We start from the raw sequence: 17379 nt of genomic DNA, 5'->3' as shown, positions 1-17379 counted from the left end.
GATCAAACGGGTAAAGAGGCGGCATGATAGCCTATTTGCGGCCCGGCCCGCATCGCCGCCGCGTCAGACCGGTGCGCTTCCGGGCAAGGCCGCCCGCGGCGCCACGCTGCGCAGCGCCGTGTCCAGCGCGGCGTTGAACTCGTCCACGCTCAAGGGCTTGGTCAGATAGCACAGGAAGCCCTCCTGCCGGCTGCGCGCGACGTCGTGCGGCATGGCGTTGGCCGACAGCGCGATGACCGGGATGTCGCGCGTGGCGGGGTCGGCGCGCAGCAGCGCCATGGCTTCATTGCCGCTCATGCCGGGCAGGTTGATGTCCATCAGGATCACGTCCGGCCGCCGCTCGCGCGCCAGCCGCAGGCCGGTGGCCGCCTCGCTGGCGCTCAGCAGCGTGAGGCCGCCGCGCAGACCGACCAGCTCCCGGACCAGGGTCAGGTTGGCCGGGTTGTCCTCCACGTACAGCAGGGTGCGTGCCCCGTCCTGCGGGGCCAGCGCCGGCAAGGCCGGCTGCGGCTGGCCGAACGCGGGCAGCCCGGCGCGCGCCGCCGTGTTCAGCTCGATCCAGAACATGCTGCCCACGCCCACCGTGCTGCTCACGCCGATGGTGCCGCCCATCATTTCCACCAGGCGCCGCGTCATCACCAGGCCGATGCCGGTGCCCTCCTCGCTGAGCGCCTCGCGCCCCAGCCGGTTGAAGGGCTGGAACAGCTGGCCCAGCTGGGCCTGGGTCAGGCCTTCGCCGCCGTCCTGGATCGCGATCTGCGTGCGCTCGGGCGAGAGCGCGAGGCAGGTCACGCTGACCAGCCCGCCCTTGCGGTTGTACTTGACGGCGTTGGTCAGCAAGTTCAGCAGCACCTGCTTGAGCCGCGTGTGGTCGGCTTGCACGTACATGCCGGGGTCGGCCACGAAGCGCAGGCGCAGCTCGCGGCTGTCGGCCAGCGGGGCGATCATCTGCTGGCAGGCGACCATCATGCCCTGCAGCTCGACCGGCTCCAGCGACAGCGACAACGTGCCCGACTCGACCTTGGCCAGGTCCAGCACCTCGTTAATCAGCACCAGCAGGTGCTTGCCGGCCGTGAGGATGTGCTGGGTGAATTCGCGGCGCTTTTCCGGCGTCACCGGCATCTTGTCCGTCAGCAGGATCTGCGCGAAGCCGAGGATGGCGTTGAGCGGCGTGCGCAGCTCGTGGCTCATGTTGGCCAGGAAGGTCGACTTGGCCTGGTTGGCCTGCTCGGCCTTGACCTGCGCGCGCCGCAGCTCGGCCACGAACTGCTTGCGCTCGCTGATGTCGGCCAGCACCACCACCGAGCGCCGCGCGCCATGCATTTCGAAATCGTTCATCGCCAGTTCCAGCGGCAGCTGGCGGCCGTCGCGGTGCAGGCCGCCGACCTCGCCGTCGCGGATGAAGGCGCGCTCGCTGTCGGCCGCCAGCTCCGGGATCAGCAGCGAGATGTGCTGCCCCACCACCTCCGCCGGGGTGTAGCCGAACACCTTGCCCAGCGCGGGATTGGCGCTGCGGACCACGCCGGCGGCGTCGGTGGTGAGCACGCAGTCGGCGATGTTGTGCACCACCGCGCGGATTTCCTCTTCCTTGAAATGCAGTTCCTCCAGCGCGTTCGCGTACTGCATGGCGCGCTGCTCGTTTTGAAGATTCAGGCGATGCAGGTCGGCGCCGCGCTGCAGCGCGTGCTCGTGCGACGCCACCAGGCGGGCGAACAGCTTGTTGCTCTCCAACAGAAGCACGATGAGCACGCAGCTGGCCGCCACCAGGCCGTAGATGCGGCCGGCGTAGAAGCCGACGTCGTAGCGCCCGGCGTTGAGCACCGCCGACAGGCCGATGTCGCACAGCCAGGCCCCCATGACCACGCCCAGCCACATGTCCAGCAGCGAGCGGCTGGAGTAGCGCCACAGCACGACCAGCGCGACCAGGCTGCAAGCCCAGGTGCTCCCCAGCGCGACGCGGCCGGCCTGCGTGTAGCGGCCGCCCTCCAGGATCGGCGGCAGCAGTTCGTGGCCTGCCGTGGCCAATGCGGTGAAGGCGCCGGCGGCCAGCAGCGCGGCGACGATCGCCCACAGCACGGCGCGCGCCGGCAGCGCCTGGGCGTGCGGCCGCTGCCGCTCGCGATGGCCCAGCAGCGCGTGGGCGATCACGCACAGGGGGAAACCGGCGTGCCAGAACACATACACCCAGGCGGTGGCCTGGCTGTGCCCGCCCAGCAGGCCGGCCGGCGAAAACAAGCCGGGGAAGGTCAGCATGTGCGGCACGGTCAGCAGCGCGGTGAACAGGTAGCCGCCGGCCAGCACCAGCAGCGACCTGGAGCGCAGCACGCTGAAATGCCCGAACAGCATCGCGGCGGTGATCAGGTCGTTGAGCAGCAGGCTCGATTCGTAGATGGGGATGAAGGCGGCCAGCGGCGCCAGCGGTACCTGGGTGTACGGCAGCAGCGCGCAGAACACCAACGCCGATACCAGCGTCAGCGCCAGCGCGCGCCTGCGCGACTGCCGGTCCGCCGCCATCAATGGCAACAGTGGCAAGCTTGCTGCCGGCGATCTGTCTGTCATGCTTCCTCCGCCGTGGTCGCGGGCCTTGCAGCCTGCAATCCATTGTAGCATCTGCGGATACGCTCGCCAGCCTGCCGTCTCACATCTGCCGGAACAGGTGCAGGTAGCTGCGGCTGACCGCCAGCACGTCCCCGCGATGTTTTAGATGGATCTGGGCGGTTTCGTTTTCGCCACGGATCACGCGGCTGACCGCGCCCAGGTTGACCACCACCGAGCGGTGCACCTGCGCGAAACGCTCGCCATCCAGCTGCGCCAGCAGTTCCTTCAGCGGCGTGCGGATCAGGGCCTCGGCCGGCTGGCCCCGGTCGCCGCGCCAGGCCACCAGGGTGTATTTGTCGTCGGCGCGCAGGAAATCGATCTCGTCGACGGCGATCATGCACAGCGCCTGTCCCACCTGGGCGCGGATCCAGCGCAGCGGCGGCGGCGCCTCCGGCCTGGCCAGCCGCGCCGACAACTGCTCCAGCAGGCGCGCCATGTCCGGCGCCGGTTCGCTGTGGCGGCGCTGCAGGCGCGCCACCGTTTCCGCCAGCCGCGTCGCCTCGACCGGCTTGACCAGGTAGTCGAGCGCGCCCTGCTCGAAGGCCTGGACCGCGTACTCGGTGTAGGCGGTGACGAACACCAGGTGCGCGCGGCCGCCGATCCGCATCGCCGCGTCGACGCCGGACAGGCCCGGCATGTGCACGTCGAGAAAACAGATGTCGGGCCGCAGCGCCTCGAACTGCTCGACCGCCTCGCGGCCGTTGCGCGCCTGCGCCACCACGTTCAGCGCGGGCCACGCTTGCGCCAGCATGCGCGTGAGCGACTGGCGCAGCAGTGGCTCGTCGTCGGCGACCAGCGCGGTCGGGGCGCGGGCCGTCATGGCTTGCCCTCCGGCGCGGGGAGGTCCAGCTCGGCGCACACGCCGTGCGGTTGCACCGCGCTCAGGCGCAGGGAGGCGCCGGCGCCGAACACCAGCAGCAGACGCTCGCGCAGCGTCGCCAGGCCGGTGCCCAGGCCGTTGCCGGCCGCCTGCAGGCCGACGCCGGTGTCGACCACCTGCGCCTGGCAGCGGCTGCCGCGCAGGCGCACGCTGACGTCGATGCGGCCGCCCTCCTCGCTCGGGTCGATGCCGTGGCGGATCGCGTTTTCGACCAGCGTCAACAGCGTGGTCGGCGGACAGGGCAGCGCGAGTGCGGCGTCGTCGGCGGACAGCGTGAACCGCAGGCGGTCGGGCATGCGCATGTGCATCAGCTCGAGGTAGGCGCGCACCAGCTGCAGCTCCTGCTCCATCGTGGTGGTGGCTTCATGCAGGCGCGGCACCGCCGCACGCAGGTAGGCGATCAGGCTGCCCAGCACGGGCGAGGCCTGCGGCGAACCGGAATCGACCAGCTCGCGCACATTGGCCAGTGTGTTGAACAGGAAGTGCGGCTCGACCTGCGCTTGCAGCAGGCGCAGGCGCGCGTCCAGCGCCTGGCGTTCCAGCTCGCTGCGCTGCAGTTCGAAGCTCAGCGCCTGGTGGCGGGCCAGCGCGTCCTTTTGCCGCACCAGCGCACCCAGCGCCATCCACGGCGCCAGCAGCATGCCGATGACGGTGAGCATCCAGAAGCCGCTCAGGCGTTCGGAGTCCTGCCAGAACGCCGGCGCGCCGGGCTCGGTGGACCACACATAGATCGCGAACACGGCGGCGGGCATGATGAAGGCCACGCCCATCACCTGCAAGGCCCAGCGCGCCAGCCACGACGGCAGGCGGCGCGGCCATTGCTCGAACAGGCCGAACATCAGCATCGCCAGCAGGCCCAGCGTCACGACGCGCACCATCAGCGACAGGAAGCCCGAATGCCAGCCGAGCGCGATCGGGAAGCCGATCACGAAGGAGGCGCACAGCGTGAAGCGCAGGCGCCTCCAACCCAGCAGCAAGGCGAAACCGCGCGGTGGCGCGGCGGTCAAAGTAGTAGACATGCAGCGATTATAGCCACGGATTTGCCGGAAATCGTGGCGCGATGGCGGCGAATTTTCCGCGGTCGCCGTTCGTCGGCGCCGGCCGTGCTTCGCGCCAAAAAGGCCGTCGTTCGTCGGATCGTGCTGGCGCGCGGTGCGGCGCGCGGCCATATTCGCGATGCGGCGCCGGCGTGCGGCGTCCCACAACCTTGGAGGAGTCCGATGTCCGATACCCTGTTGATGAACGGCGCCCTGCCCCGCGCGCCCTCGATGCGCATGCGCGCAGGCCAGGCGCTGAAGGCCGCCGCCACGTTCTGGTTCGCGGTGGCGGTCGCCGGCCAGGCGGTGTTTGTGACGTATATCGTGTCGTTCTACGGCGGCGCGGCCGCCGCGGGCGACTGGCTGCGCTTGAACAAGGTGCTACCGGTAGGCTACATTCCCGGCGACCGCGCGGGCAACGCCGCGCTGGCCGCGCACCTTGCGATCGCCGCCTTCGTCACGCTGGCCGGACCGCTGCAGCTGATCCCGGCGGTACGCGGCCGCTTCCCCGCGCTGCACCGCTGGAGCGGGCGCGTCTACGTTGTGGTGGCCGTCGTCACCGCCATCGCCGGCATCTACATGATCTGGACCCGCAACGCGGGCGGCGACATGACCCAGCATTGGGGTACCACGCTGAACGGCGTGCTGATCGTGCTGTGCGCCTTCATCGCGGTGCGCCACGCGATGGCGCGCCGGCTGGATCCGCACCGGCGCTGGGCGCTGCGGCTGTTCCTGGTGGTCAGCGGCAGTTGGTTCTTCCGCGTGGGTCTGCTGTTCTGGATACTGGTCAACGGCGGCCCGGTGGGCTTCGATCCCAAGACCTTCACCGGGCCGGCGCTCAACGTGCTGGTGTTCGGCGAATCGCTGCTGCCGCTGGCGATGCTGGAACTCTACCTGCGCGCCCGCGACGCCGGCGGCGCCCGCCACAAACTGGCCGTGGCGGGCGGCCTGGCGCTGCTGACGCTGGCGATGGGCGTGGGCATCTTCGGCGCCAGCATGGCGATGTGGCTGCCGCATATCCACGGCAACTAGGCCATCTGGATGGCGTCGCTGATCGGCGCTGCGGCAGTAGCTTTCCAGTTTGGCCGTGTCGCAGTGGACCTCCAGCTTGTGCACGCGGCCCCAGCGCAATTCGAATTCATGCACACCCTGGTTGCAGCCGGTACTGCCGTCAGGCAGCGTGAAGCGGTCCTTCCACGTCACGGTGGCGACCGTGCGCCACGGCCAGCCGGTGACGGCCACGGCATCGATCTCGAAACGCAATCCCGGCAGCAGCCGCGCCAGCCGCGCATACCACTGCGCGGTCGACGCCATGGTGCGGCGCTCGCCGGCCAGCGGATGGTGGCCGTGCATCACATGCCGGTGCGAGGCCGCGAACTGCGGCAGCACCCGCTCGTAGGCGCGACATCTGCGAGGTGTATGTGGAATTTGCGCGCGCGCGGCCGGCGCAGTTCCGCCTGATGTTCGGCCCGATGCTGGCGCAGAAGTCCCGCTATCCGGATCTGAAGCAGGCGGCCGAGGGCGCGTTCCATGTGCTGGTCACGGCGGCCACCGCCTTCGACGCGGCGCGCGGACCGGAACTGGCGCTGACCGGATGGAGCCTGGCGCATGGGCTGGCGAACCTGGCGATCGATGAGGCGCTCACGGATCTGCCGATCGCCGTGCCCGAACCGTCCGTGCTGGCGCGCGCGATGGCGGCGCGGATGCTGAGTCTACAGGGCGGCGTCGACCAGTAGCTGCGGCTGCAATGCGCGGATGCGCAGCTCGGTGAAGTAGCCGCCCGCCTCGTTGTAGCGCAGGTAGTGGCGGCCGCAGTTCAAACAGCGCGCGACCTGACTCAGGTTGCATGGATAGTGGCGCGGCGAGATCGGCGCGTCGTCGCTCTCGTAGCGCGTGCCGTGCGGATGGTATTCGGCGAAGGTGGGCTCATCGTAAGGATCGTCCATCAACGTGCCGACTTCCTCGAAGCGGTCGAGCTCCAGCGTGGCCGGCAAGCGCTGCCACGCCGCCAGCGAAACGGTACAGCAACTACAAGGCACAACCACATCGGCAGAGGCCCGCGCCAACAACATCAACTGCGCAAAATCGATTTTCTGCATGCCACGTCCATCAAGAGAATTTCCGATTCTAACGCATTAAAAAAGGGAGCCGAAGCTCCCTTGTTTCTTACATGATGTGGTGACCAACCCACCAGGCCAGCGCGGCCACGAACGCCGAGGCCGGGATGGTGAACACCCAGGCCCACACGATATTGCCCGCCACACCCCAGCGCACCGCCGACATCTTCTGCGCCGAGCCGACGCCGACGATCGCGCCGGTGATGGTGTGCGTGGTCGAGACCGGCACGCCGAAGTGCGAGGCGATCAGCAGGGTCAGCGCACCGCCGGTTTCGGCGCAGAAGCCGCCCACCGGTTTGAGCTTGGTGATCTTCTGGCCCATGGTCTTGACGATGCGCCAGCCGCCGAACAGCGTGCCGAACGAGATCGCCGTGTAGCACGAGATCACCACCCACAGCGGCGGCGAGGCGTCGCCGGCCGGCACCTGGCCAACCGCGATCAGCAGCATCCAGATGATGCCGATGGTCTTTTGCGCGTCATTGCCGCCGTGGCCCAGGCTGTACGACGCGGCCGACACCAGCTGCAAACGGCGGAACCATTTGTCGACCCGGCGCGGCGTCGAGCGCACGAAGATCCACGATACGATCAGCATGATGATGGAGCCGAACACAAAGCCCATCAGCGGCGACAGGATGATCCACTGCACCGTCTTGAGCAGGCCGCCGCCGACCAGCGCGCCGGTGCCGGACTTGGCCACCGCGGCGCCGACCAGGCCGCCGATCAGCGCGTGCGAGGACGACGAGGGAATGCCGTAGTACCAGGTGAACAGGTTCCACACGATGGCGCCGACCAGCGCGCCGAAGATCACGTACTGGTCGACGATGCCGGGATCGATGGTGCCCTTGCCCACCGTGGACGCCACGTGCAGACCGACCACGAAGATGGCGGTGAAGTTGAACAGCGCGGCCATGGCCACCGCCGTCTGCGGCTTGAGCACGCCGGTCGACACCACGGTCGCGATCGCGTTGGCGGCGTCGTGGAAGCCGTTCATGAAGTCAAACACCAGCGCCAGGGCGATCAGGACGCCCAGCACGTAGATGCTGATTTGTAGGGTATGCATATTGGACGTTTCTTTTTGTAGTTATGCGTTATGCGTTTTCGACGATGATGCCTTCGATGATGTTGGCCACATCTTCGCAACGGTCGGTCACGGTTTCCAGGATCTCGTAGATGGCCTTCATCTTGATCAGGTTGCGCACGTCCGGTTCGTCGCGGAACAGCTTGGACATGGCGGCGCGCATCACGTGGTCGGCGTCCGATTCCAGGCGGTCGATCTCTTCGCAGATGGCGACGATCTGGCGCGAGTTGTCCATGTTGTGCAGCAGGGCCACAGCGTCGCGGACCTTCTCGGTGCAGGCCAGCACCAGCTCGGCCAGGCGCTTGGCTTCCGGCGTGACCGAGTGCAGGTCGTACAGCGAGACGGTCTGGGCCGCGTCTTCCAGCAGGTCGAGGATGTCGTCCATGCGGGTGATCAGCTTGTGGATGTCGTCGCGGTCGATCGGCGTGATGAAGGTCTTGTGCAACAGGTCGACGGTGGCGTAGGTGATCTTGTCGGCCTGCTTTTCGATGCTCTCGATCGCGTGCACGCGATTTTCCAGATCGTCGAAATTGGACATCAGGCCCAGCATTTCTTTTGCACCTTTGACGCACAGATCGGCGTGTTGGTTAAACAGGTCAAAAAATTTGCCCTCGGTGGGCATCAAACGTCCAAACATTTTATTCTCCGGTTCATGTTTACTGCAGATCGCCGCCCAGGATAAGGACGGCTTAAAGATTAATCGCCCTGGCTTAATCGCCTTGATACAGCGCCAGGTTACCGACGTAGTTGCCAAACTTGGTGTACTGGCCGATCCAGGTCAGGCGTACCGAGCCGATCGGGCCGTTACGCTGCTTACCGATAATGATCTCGGCCGTTCCCTTATCGGGCGAGTCCGGGTTGTAGACCTCGTCGCGATACAGGAAGATGATCACGTCCGCGTCCTGCTCGATAGCGCCGGATTCGCGCAGGTCGGACATGACGGGACGTTTGTTGGGGCGTTGCTCCAGCGAGCGGTTCAGCTGCGACAGCGCGATCACCGGGCACTGCAGCTCCTTGGCCAGGCCTTTCAGCGATCGGGAAATCTCGGAAATCTCCGAGGCGCGGTTGTCGCCCGGGGTGGAGCCCTGCATCAGCTGCAGGTAGTCGACCACGATCAGGCCCAGCTTGCCGCACTGGCGCGACAGGCGGCGCGCGCGGGCGCGCATCTCGATCGGGTTCAGCGCCGGGGTCTCGTCGATGTAGACCTGGGCGTCGTTCATTTTCTGGATGGCGTGCGTCAGGCGCGGCCAATCCTCGTCGTTCAATTTACCGGTACGCAGGCGGTGCTGGTCCAGCTGGCCAACCGAGCCCAGCATACGCATGGCCAGCTGCACGCCGCCCATCTCCATCGAGAACACGGCCACCGGCAGGCCTTCTTCCACCGCGACGTTCTCGGCGATGTTCATCGAGAACGCGGTCTTGCCCATCGACGGACGGCCCGCCACCACCACCATGTCGCCCGGCTGCAGGCCGGAGGTCATGCGGTCGAGGTCGATCCAGCCGGTCGGCACGCCGGTGATCTCGGAGCCGGAATCGCGCGAGTACAGCTCGTCGATGCGCTCGACCACCTGGGTCAGCAGCGGCTGCACCGGCAGCCAGCCAGCCGCGCCGCGCGCGCCCTGCTCGGCGATGGCGAAGATCTTGGACTCGGCCTCGTCGAGCATCTGCTTGACTTCCTTGCCCTGAGGCGTGAACGCCTGGCCGGAAATTTCGTCGGCCACCGTGATCAGCTGGCGCAGGATGGAGCGATCGCGCACGATCTCGGCGTAACGGCGGATGTTGGCGGCAGATGGCGTGTTTTGCGCCATCGCGTTCAGGTAGGCCAGGCCGCCCACGTCTTCCGCTTTGCCCAGCTGAGTCAGGGTCTCGAACACCGTGATGACGTCGGCCGGCTTCGAGCCATTGATCATCTTGACGATCTGCTCGTAGATGATGCGGTGGTCGTAGCGGTAGAAGTCTTCGGGGTGCATCATGTCCGCAATGCGGTCGAACGCCGCATTATCGCGCAGCAGGCCGCCGATGACGGACTGTTCTGCTTCGATGGAATGCGGCGGGACGCGGAGTGAATCGACTTGCGGATCGGAGGGGGCGTTCATGGCGCGAATTATACCTGCTTGCTTGAGCCGTATTACAAATTTATGACGAGAAAAAAGCCGGGCAAGCCCGGCTTTTTCAAAGGTGTTGCAACACTGATCAGACGTTTCCGCCTGAAAAAGTATTAGGCAGCTTCGCCCACGACAGCAACGGTCACTTCCACCACCACGTCGGTGTGCAGAGCAACGCTGACTGGGTGCTCGCCAACGGTCTTCAGAGGACCGGTAGGCATGCGCACGGCAGCTTTTTCAACAGCGAAACCAGCTTTGCTCAGGGCTTCAGCGATGTCGAAGTTGGTCACGGAACCGAACAGACGGCCGTCAACACCAGCTTTTTGCGAAACGTTCACGGTCATGCCGTTCAGTTTCTCGCCTTGGGCTTGAGCGGCAGCCAGCTTTTCAGCAGCGGCTTTTTCCAGTTCAGCGCGCTTGACTTCGAATTCAGCAACGGCGGACGCGGTAGCGCGGCGAGCCATTTTTTGCGGAATCAGGAAGTTACGTGCGTAACCGTCTTTGACTTTAACGACTTCACCCAGGTTGCCCAGGTTGACGACTTTTTCTAACAGAATGATTTGCATAGTTCTTCTCCAGGATCTTATCTAGACGACGCAATTAAGCGTGGTGCAGATCGGTGTAAGGCAGCAGCGCGAGGTAGCGAGCGCGCTTGATTGCGGTGTCAACTTGACGCTGGTAGTGCGCCTTGGTACCGGTCAGACGTGCTGGCATGATTTTGCCGTTTTCCTGGACGAAGTCTTTCAGGGTGTCGACGTCTTTGTAGTCAACTTGTTCTACGTTTGCTGCGGTGAAGCGGCAGAATTTCTTACGCTTGAACAGTGGGTTTTGTTGCTTGCGCTTTTCTTTCAGCTTGAGCTTGTTTTTGTCGAACTTTTTACCGAATGCCATTTTAGGCTCCTGTATCTAAATTGAGCTGTCTGGGACAGCACTAAAATCAATGATGTGAAACACCAGGCTTTTGCTATTGCGATTCTTCTTGTTCAGGAAACCGGTGAACTGATACATGCCTGCCAGTGGCGCCTGACTGAAGCGGCCTGAAATCTCGCCCGCGGCAACCGCGGCAACTTCAAACTCGCTCAATCGGGCGATGCCTGCCTCGACCTGCTGCGACCGGTGCTGGAGTACAGCGTTCACGATCGGCATGCCGGCCGGGGTGTAGCGCAAGGCGTCCCGTTCGGCGATCAAGGCAATCAACTGGAGCTGATTCAGCTCGGTTCCCGGTAACAATTAGGCCGCAGGAGCAGCAGCGGCTGCTGGAGCTTCGGTGCGATGCGATTTCGCCGCATCTTCACGTTGTACCGACTTCATCATCGGCGAAGGAGCGGTTTCCGCTTTCTTCATCTTGACGGTCAGGTGACGCAGCACGGCATCATTGAATTTGAAGGCGGTTTCCAGCTCGACCAGGGTCTCGTTGTCGCATTCGATGTTCAGGCAGATGTAGTGTGCTTTAGCCAGTTTCTGGATCGAGTAAGCCATCTGACGACGGCCCCAATCTTCAACACGGTGCACGGCGCCGCCGCGGGTCGTTACGGTGGTTTTGTAACGCTCGATCATGGCGGGCACTTGCTCGCTCTGGTCCGGGTGGACGATAAATACTATTTCATAGTGACGCATGCAAACTCCCTTAAGGACTGTGAATATAGCCCACCCTGGCGTCAAGACAGGTGTGGGAAGAGGTAAGCCCGCGACTATATCAGCTTTCCCGGCAAAAGACAATCCGCCCGCTCCATGAATTTATTTCGCTCAAAGCAACAAATTCCCTTGCTTTTCGCTTCACACTGTACAAAAATACAGACTGTCTATATACACAGGCCTAAAGCACTCTATGATCAAGCTCACCGCAAGACAGGAACAAATTCTCAATCTGATCAAGGATGCCATCGAGAACACCGGCTTCCCGCCGACCCGAGCCGAGATCGCCAATGAACTGGGCTTCAAGTCCGCCAACGCGGCCGAGGAGCATTTGCAGGCGCTGGCGCGCAAGGGCGCGATCGAGATCGCCGCCGGCACCTCGCGCGGCATCCGCCTGCTGGGCGTGCATGCCGAGCCAGCCACGCCCAAGGTACCGGTGTCGCTGATGATGTCGCTGCCGCTGATCGGCCGCGTGGCCGCCGGCTCGCCCATCCTGGCGCAGGAAAACCTGGAGACCAGCTACAGCGTCGATCCGGCCATGTTCTCCTCCAAGCCGGACTACCTGCTGAAGGTGCGCGGCGAGTCGATGCGCGACGCCGGCATCATGGACGGCGACCTGCTGGCGGTCAAGAAGGTGGACAGCGCCAAGAACGGCCAGATCGTCGTGGCCCGCATCGGCAACGATGTCACGGTCAAGCGCTATCGCAAGACCGGCTCCACCGTCGAGCTGCTGCCGGAAAACCCGGACTTCAAGATCATCAAGGTCGATCCCGAAGCCGACGAGTTCGCGCTGGAAGGCCTGGCGGTCGGCCTGATGCGCAGCTGGCACTAAGTATTACATCGACATCGGCTTCGGCACGATGAGCGGGAACGCGCTATTGAGCGCGCGCCTGGCGATATCGTCCGAGCCCATGTGCGAGTTCGACATCAGCACCACGCCCCGCTGCGTGCTGGTGTCGAAGCCGATGTAGGTGCGGTAGCCGCCCGTGCCGCCGTTGTGCCAGACGATGTGCGAGCCGTGCTGCTCCAGCACATGCCATCCCAGCCCCACCGATAATTCAGGCTTGCCTTCGACCGTATGACGCGGTTGATGCGCCGCCTGCATCGCACCGTACAGCGGCGTCTTCCGCAGTCCCATATTCGCTCCCACAAACTTCAGCATGTCCGCCGTCGACGAGCGCAGCGCGCCCATGCCTGCCAGCGCCGGCATGTCCCAGTTGGCCGCCACCCTGCCCGGCATGTCGTAGCCGGTGGCCAGATGCTGGCGCATGGACGGCGTCAACGCGATGGCCGTGCTGGACATGCCCAGCGGGCCGGTGATGCGCTGGCGCACCAGGGTTTCGTAGTCCACGCCAGCGCGCAGCGTCAGCGCATGGCCCAGCAGGCCGACGCCGGCATTCGAATACTCGTAGCGTTCGCCCGCCGCGCGCGTGGGCGTGTAGCCGTGCACGAACTCGTACAACTGCGGCACCGTGTAGTCGGCAAAGGGGTTGTTCTCGTCCCTGGGCGCGATGTTGCCCGGAATGCTGGGGATGCCGGACACTTGCGACGACAGGTCGGTCAGCGTGATCTGCCGTCCGCCGAAGGCCGGCGGCGCCGCGGCGGCCGGCAGGTAGCGCGCCACTGGATCGGCCAGGCTCACTTCGCCACGCAGGGCCATATCGCTGAGGATGGTGGCGGTGAACACCTTGGTGATGGAGCCGATCTCGTAGACTGTGTCCGCATCGACCGGCGCCCCGCCCTCGCTCAGGCTGCCGTAGGCCAGCACATGGCTGCCCTTGGCGTCGATGATGCCGACCACCATGCCGGTACCGGCGTGGTCGATATCGACGCGGGTTTTCATCATGGCGAGCAGTTCGGCGTCGCTGGCCGGTGCGGCGTGGACGACAGTGGCAAGGAATGCGCCGCCCAGCAGCGCCAGCATTTGTTTCGAACGGAATGGTGTAGTCATGCCACGCAGACTACCAAACATCAGCATGTATTGAACAGACAATCTTGCATCAATTTCCGCCATTCGGCCGGCTAGCGCTTGCCGGCGGTCTCGGGCTGATGCGACAGGTCGCGCGCGCTCAGGGCGAGATCGCCTTGCCTGCCCTCCAACGCGCTCTGCGCCAGGGTGACCGCGTCAGCCTGGCGCTTGGCCTCGTCCGCCACTTGCACGAACACCTGGCTCATCAAGGCTTGGGCGGCGCCCATCTCATCGTCCGTCATCAGGTCGGCCAGGTCGGCGGGGATGCTCTTGCCGACCGGGAGCGCGGCGTTGTAGTTGGCCAGGAATCGATCGTAGCAGTCATGCCAGGCGGCCAGCGCCTGCGTGAGCGCCGGTCCGCCGGCCGTGGCCGGACGCATCGGGATGTTGGGCGCCTTGCAGTTGAAACGGGCCAGCGCGATGTCGGCGCCGTCGTAGTGGCTGGTGTAGTACTCGATCTCGGCCTGCCGCGCCTGGCGGCTGGCCTGGTCGCCCGCGAAGGCGCTACTCGACAGCACGGTCAATGCCAGAACCCATGCTGCCTTCATATCGCCTCCGCGCTTAGCAAAATTGAAAGCTTAGATTATCACAACTTGAGGCTGCGCTCAGCAAGCTTCCAGCGCGCAGGTGAAATCGTCCAGCAGATCGTCGGTATCCTCGATGCCGACCGATACCCGTATCAGCGACTCGGCGATGCCCATCGAGGCGCGGCGCTCGGCCCCCATCTCGTAGAAAATCGTGTGCGCCACCGGGATGATCAGCGTGCGCGTGTCGCCCAGGTTGGAGGCCGGGATCGCCAGCTTCAGGCGGTTGAGGAAGTCGAAGCAGTCGATGCCGTCTTTCAGCTCAAAGCTCAGCAGGGAGCCGAAGCTGCGGAACAGCTCGGCGGAGATCGCGTGCTGCGGGTGCGATGCCAGGCCGGGATAGTAGACGGCGGCCACGCGCTCGTCGCTTTCCAGCAGGCGGGCCAAGGCCAGCGCATTGGCGCTGGTGCGCTCCATGCGCAGCGCCAGCGTTTCGGCGCCGACGGCGATGTGATGCGCCGCTTCCGGCGCCAGCGAGGCGCCAAAGTCGCGCAGGCCCTTGGCGCGGATCTGCGCCAAGCCCCATTGCAGCGGCGCGGCTTTCTTGTAGTTCTCGTAGATGTTGGCGAACCGGGTCCAGTCGTAGACGCCGGTGTCGGTCAGGCTGCCGCCCAGCGCGTTGCCGTGACCGCCGATCGACTTGGTCAGCGCGTTGACCACCAGCCCGGCGCCCACCGCTTTCGGACGGAACAGGTAAGGCGTGGTCATCGTGTTGTCGACGATGTAGAGGATGCCGCGTTCCTTGCACAGCTCGCCGATGCGCTTCAGGTCCGCCACTTGCGTGCGCGGGTTGGCGATGGTTTCGACGAACACCACGCGCGTCTGGTCGGTGATGGCGGCTGCCACGTTGGCGACGTCGGTGGCGTCGACGAACGACACGCCCACGCCCTGCGCCATGGTGGTCTGCCACAGGCTGTTGGTGTTACCGAACAAGAACGACGAGGACACCACATGGTCGCCCGCGCGCAGCAGCGACTGGAACACGGCGCCGATCGCGCCCATGCCGGTGGCGAAGCAGATCGTGCCGACGCCCTGCTCCATCTTGGTGACCTTGTCTTCCAGCGCGGAGATGGTCGGGTTGCCCTGGCGGCCGTAGCGGAAGCCCGGCTCCTTGCCCTGGAAGACAGACGCCAGCTGGCGCGCGTCGCCATAGCCGAACGCGACCGAGGTGTGGATGGGCTTGTGCAGCGAACCGTGCTCGATGCCCTTCTGGCGATCGTTGTGCAGGATGGTGGTGGTGAAGCCGTAATTCTTCTTGTCGTTCATATTCGCGTATTCAAAAAAAAAGCCCGGTGCGGCGTGAACCGCACCGGGCGCGACATCAGCCTTCGGCGGTCGCGAGATTCAGGTTCAATTGCGAGCGGCCCGCGTCCTCGGGGGCGGAGGCCTTCGGATGGTGGCGCGCGTACTCCAGCTTGTCCAGGTAGTCCTTGGAGATGTCGCCGGTGACGTACACGCCGTCGAAACACGAAGCCTCGAAGTTCTTCAACGCCGGATTGACGTCGGAGATGGCGCGCTTCAACGCGTCGATGTCCTGGTAGACCAGGTGATCGGCGGTGATCTCGCGGCACACTTCCTCGGTGCTGCGGCCGTAGGCGATCAGCTCGTCGCGGGTAGGCATGTCGATGCCGTACACGTTAGGGAAGATCACCGGTGGCGCCGCCGAAGCGAAGATCACTTTCTTGGCGCCGGCTTCGCGCGCCATCTGCACGATCTCGCGGCTGGTGGTGCCGCGCACGATGGAGTCATCCACCAGCAGCACGACCTTGTCCTTGAACTCGGAAGCGATGGCGTTCAGCTTCTGGCGCACGGACTTCTTGCGCGCGGCCTGGCCCGGCATGATGAAGGTGCGGCCGATGTAGCGGTTCTTGATGAAGCCTTCGCGGTATTCCACGTTCAGCGCCAGCGCCAGCTGGATCGCGGCGGGACGCGACGAATCCGGAATCGGCATGACGACGTCGATCTCGCCATCCTTGAATTCGCGCTTGATCTTCTCGGCCAGGTACTCGCCCATTTTCAGGCGGGTGGCGTACACGGAGGCGCCGTCGATGACGGAATCCGGACGGGCCAGGTAGACGAACTCGAACACGCAAGGATTGAGCGATGGATTGTCGGCGCACTGGCGCGAGTGCAACTGCTTGTCGGCGTCGATGAAGACGGCCTCGCCCGGCGCGATGTCGCGCACGAAGCGGAAGCCCATGCCTTCCAGCGCCACGGACTCGGAGGCGATCAGGTACTCGGTGCCCTGCTCGCTCTCGTTGATGCCCAGGCACAGCGGACGGATGCCGAACGGATCGCGGAAGGCCAGCAGGCCGACGCCGGCGATCTGCGCCACGGCAGCGTAGCCGCCGCGCACGCGGCGATGCAGCACGGTCACGGCGTCGAAGATGGTGTCGGCGTCGATCGAGATGCCGGTGGTGGCTTTCTGGATCTCGTGGGCCAGCACGTTCAGCAGCACTTCCGAATCGGAATCGGTGTTGATGTGGCGGCGGTCGTTCTGGAACATTTCCTTCTTGAGCTGTTCCCAGTTGGTCAGGTTGCCGTTATGCGCCAGCGTGATGCCGAACGGCGCGTTGACGTAGAACGGCTGCGCCTCTTCCTCGCTCGACGAGCCGGCGGTTGGATAGCGGCAGTGACCGATGCCGGAATTGCCTTGCAGCGTACGCATGTTACGGGTACGGAAAACGTCACGAACGAGGCCGTTGGCCTTGTGCATGGCGAACATGCTGCTGTGATTGGTCGCGATACCTGCCGCATCCTGGCCGCGATGCTGCAGCAGCAGCAATGCGTCATACAGCAGTTGGTTGACAGGTTGATGAGAAACGACGCCGACGATGCCACACATGATGTTGCTCCTGGACTGGGTGCTACTGATTTAAAGAATTCAAAAATTCACATGCTGCGCCATGGCAGCGGGAAGAAAGGCTTTCACCCTATGCGCTCCGGTCTCCGCGAGCGGACTCAGTCGCGCATCCTTCCAGAATGCTTGTTGCGGTATCGACGTCATCCCACACAGGATGACACCGGCCAGCACAATTACAAGGCCGCGGCCGAAGCCGAACACCATGCCCAGCGCGCGGTCCACGATGCTGAGGCCGCCGGCATCGAGCAAGGCGCCCAGCGCCATGCCTAGCAGGCCCGTCAAAATCTTCACACCGATAAACAGTGCGATAAAGGCCAGGATCAGGCGCAGCACCTCGCCCGGCACCACCGGCGGCAGCATGGGCGCCAGCGCGGCGGCGTAGGCGTTGGCGACCACGAAGGCCACCACCCACCCCGCCAGCGACAACACTTCCTTCACCAGGCCGCGCATCATGCTGATGATGACCGACGCGACCAATACAAAAATCACCAGATAATCGAAGATCGTCACGTC

The 17379-nt window shown here is 64.8% G+C and carries 20 protein-coding genes; 4 read left to right on the top strand and 16 right to left on the bottom strand.

The window, feature by feature from the left end:
- Positions 1–63 precede the first annotated feature (63 nt).
- From ACUJB0_RS05585 to ACUJB0_RS05575, 3 genes are all read right to left on the bottom strand, one after another.
- Entirely contained in the window at positions 64–2559 is a 2496-nt protein-coding gene (locus ACUJB0_RS05585) for an MASE4 domain-containing protein (RefSeq protein WP_444844361.1), read from the bottom strand.
- 79 nt (positions 2560–2638) lie between these two features.
- Positions 2639–3418 (bottom strand): LytR/AlgR family response regulator transcription factor, encoded by a 780-nt coding sequence (locus ACUJB0_RS05580; protein ID WP_444844360.1) that lies wholly within the window; start codon positions 3416–3418, stop codon positions 2639–2641.
- Positions 3415–4497, bottom strand: coding sequence for a sensor histidine kinase (locus ACUJB0_RS05575; RefSeq protein ID WP_444844359.1), 1083 nt, complete (start codon positions 4495–4497; stop codon positions 3415–3417). Before ACUJB0_RS05575 ends, ACUJB0_RS05580 begins: the two co-directional genes overlap by 4 nt.
- A gap of 201 nt (positions 4498–4698) precedes the next feature.
- On the opposite strand from ACUJB0_RS05575, the gene ACUJB0_RS05570 reads away from it, so the two are divergent.
- The 3 genes from ACUJB0_RS05570 to ACUJB0_RS05560 all read left to right on the top strand — a co-directional run bounded on the left by ACUJB0_RS05570 (position 4699) and on the right by ACUJB0_RS05560 (position 6251).
- Complete coding sequence (locus tag ACUJB0_RS05570; protein WP_444844358.1) at positions 4699–5547, top strand: DUF2306 domain-containing protein; 849 nt, start codon at positions 4699–4701, stop codon at positions 5545–5547.
- Between the two features lie 148 nt (positions 5548–5695).
- Entirely contained in the window at positions 5696–5914 is a 219-nt protein-coding gene (locus ACUJB0_RS05565; RefSeq protein WP_444844357.1) for a hypothetical protein, read from the top strand.
- A 16-nt stretch (positions 5915–5930) separates the two neighbouring features.
- Entirely contained in the window at positions 5931–6251 is a 321-nt protein-coding gene (locus ACUJB0_RS05560; protein ID WP_444844356.1) for a TetR-like C-terminal domain-containing protein, read from the top strand.
- On the opposite strand, the gene ACUJB0_RS05555 is transcribed toward ACUJB0_RS05560, so the two are convergent.
- The 8 genes from ACUJB0_RS05555 to rpsF form a co-directional block, all read right to left on the bottom strand.
- On the bottom strand, positions 6228–6614 hold the full coding sequence (locus tag ACUJB0_RS05555) for a hypothetical protein (protein ID WP_444844355.1): 387 nt from the start codon (positions 6612–6614) through the stop codon (positions 6228–6230). The genes ACUJB0_RS05560 and ACUJB0_RS05555 overlap by 24 nt on opposite strands.
- A 67-nt stretch (positions 6615–6681) precedes the next feature.
- Positions 6682–7692: an inorganic phosphate transporter gene (locus tag ACUJB0_RS05550; protein ID WP_161085826.1), complete on the bottom strand. Its 1011-nt coding sequence runs from the start codon at positions 7690–7692 to the stop codon at positions 6682–6684.
- A 28-nt stretch (positions 7693–7720) separates the two neighbouring features.
- The gene (locus ACUJB0_RS05545) at positions 7721–8347 is read right to left on the bottom strand and encodes a DUF47 domain-containing protein (RefSeq protein WP_028819630.1); all 627 of its coding nucleotides are present in this window, start codon (positions 8345–8347) and stop codon (positions 7721–7723) included.
- A 73-nt stretch (positions 8348–8420) separates the two neighbouring features.
- A complete protein-coding gene (locus ACUJB0_RS05540; protein WP_161085827.1) occupies positions 8421–9806 on the bottom strand; it encodes a replicative DNA helicase in 1386 nt (461 codons plus the stop codon).
- Between the two features lie 122 nt (positions 9807–9928).
- A complete protein-coding gene (gene rplI, locus ACUJB0_RS05535; RefSeq protein ID WP_028819628.1) occupies positions 9929–10381 on the bottom strand; it encodes a 50S ribosomal protein L9 in 453 nt (150 codons plus the stop codon).
- A gap of 34 nt (positions 10382–10415) precedes the next feature.
- Entirely contained in the window at positions 10416–10706 is a 291-nt protein-coding gene (gene rpsR / locus ACUJB0_RS05530) for a 30S ribosomal protein S18 (protein WP_008450941.1), read from the bottom strand.
- 15 nt (positions 10707–10721) lie between these two features.
- On the bottom strand, positions 10722–11027 hold the full coding sequence (gene priB, locus ACUJB0_RS05525; RefSeq protein ID WP_161085840.1) for a primosomal replication protein N: 306 nt from the start codon (positions 11025–11027) through the stop codon (positions 10722–10724).
- A gap of 18 nt (positions 11028–11045) precedes the next feature.
- Positions 11046–11432 carry a 30S ribosomal protein S6 gene (rpsF, locus tag ACUJB0_RS05520; protein WP_028819549.1) on the bottom strand — a complete coding sequence of 129 codons (387 nt, stop codon included), beginning with the start codon at positions 11430–11432 and terminating at the stop codon, positions 11046–11048.
- Between the two features lie 211 nt (positions 11433–11643).
- On the opposite strand from rpsF, the gene lexA reads away from it, so the two are divergent.
- Positions 11644–12282 carry a transcriptional repressor LexA gene (gene lexA, locus ACUJB0_RS05515; protein WP_028819547.1) on the top strand — a complete coding sequence of 213 codons (639 nt, stop codon included), beginning with the start codon at positions 11644–11646 and terminating at the stop codon, positions 12280–12282.
- A gap of 3 nt (positions 12283–12285) precedes the next feature.
- On the opposite strand, the gene ACUJB0_RS05510 is transcribed toward lexA, so the two are convergent.
- From ACUJB0_RS05510 to ACUJB0_RS05490, 5 genes are all read right to left on the bottom strand, one after another.
- Positions 12286–13401 (bottom strand): serine hydrolase domain-containing protein, encoded by a 1116-nt coding sequence (locus ACUJB0_RS05510; RefSeq protein ID WP_444844354.1) that lies wholly within the window; start codon positions 13399–13401, stop codon positions 12286–12288.
- 71 nt (positions 13402–13472) lie between these two features.
- A complete protein-coding gene (locus ACUJB0_RS05505) occupies positions 13473–13967 on the bottom strand; it encodes a hypothetical protein (RefSeq protein ID WP_444844353.1) in 495 nt (164 codons plus the stop codon).
- A 57-nt stretch (positions 13968–14024) separates the two neighbouring features.
- Entirely contained in the window at positions 14025–15269 is a 1245-nt protein-coding gene (locus ACUJB0_RS05500; protein ID WP_444844352.1) for a cystathionine gamma-synthase family protein, read from the bottom strand.
- A gap of 55 nt (positions 15270–15324) precedes the next feature.
- Complete coding sequence (gene purF / locus ACUJB0_RS05495) at positions 15325–16848, bottom strand: amidophosphoribosyltransferase (protein ID WP_444844351.1); 1524 nt, start codon at positions 16846–16848, stop codon at positions 15325–15327.
- A gap of 39 nt (positions 16849–16887) precedes the next feature.
- Positions 16888–17376 (bottom strand): CvpA family protein, encoded by a 489-nt coding sequence (locus tag ACUJB0_RS05490; protein WP_444844350.1) that lies wholly within the window; start codon positions 17374–17376, stop codon positions 16888–16890.
- Positions 17377–17379 lie beyond the last annotated feature (3 nt).

Source organism: Duganella caerulea (assembly GCF_040362985.1).
In the GTDB taxonomy this organism is placed as follows: Bacteria; Pseudomonadota; Gammaproteobacteria; order Burkholderiales; family Burkholderiaceae_D; genus Rugamonas; species Rugamonas vulcania.
Note: the sequence above shows the minus strand (reverse complement) of the source record. Positions and strands in the feature narration are given on the sequence as shown.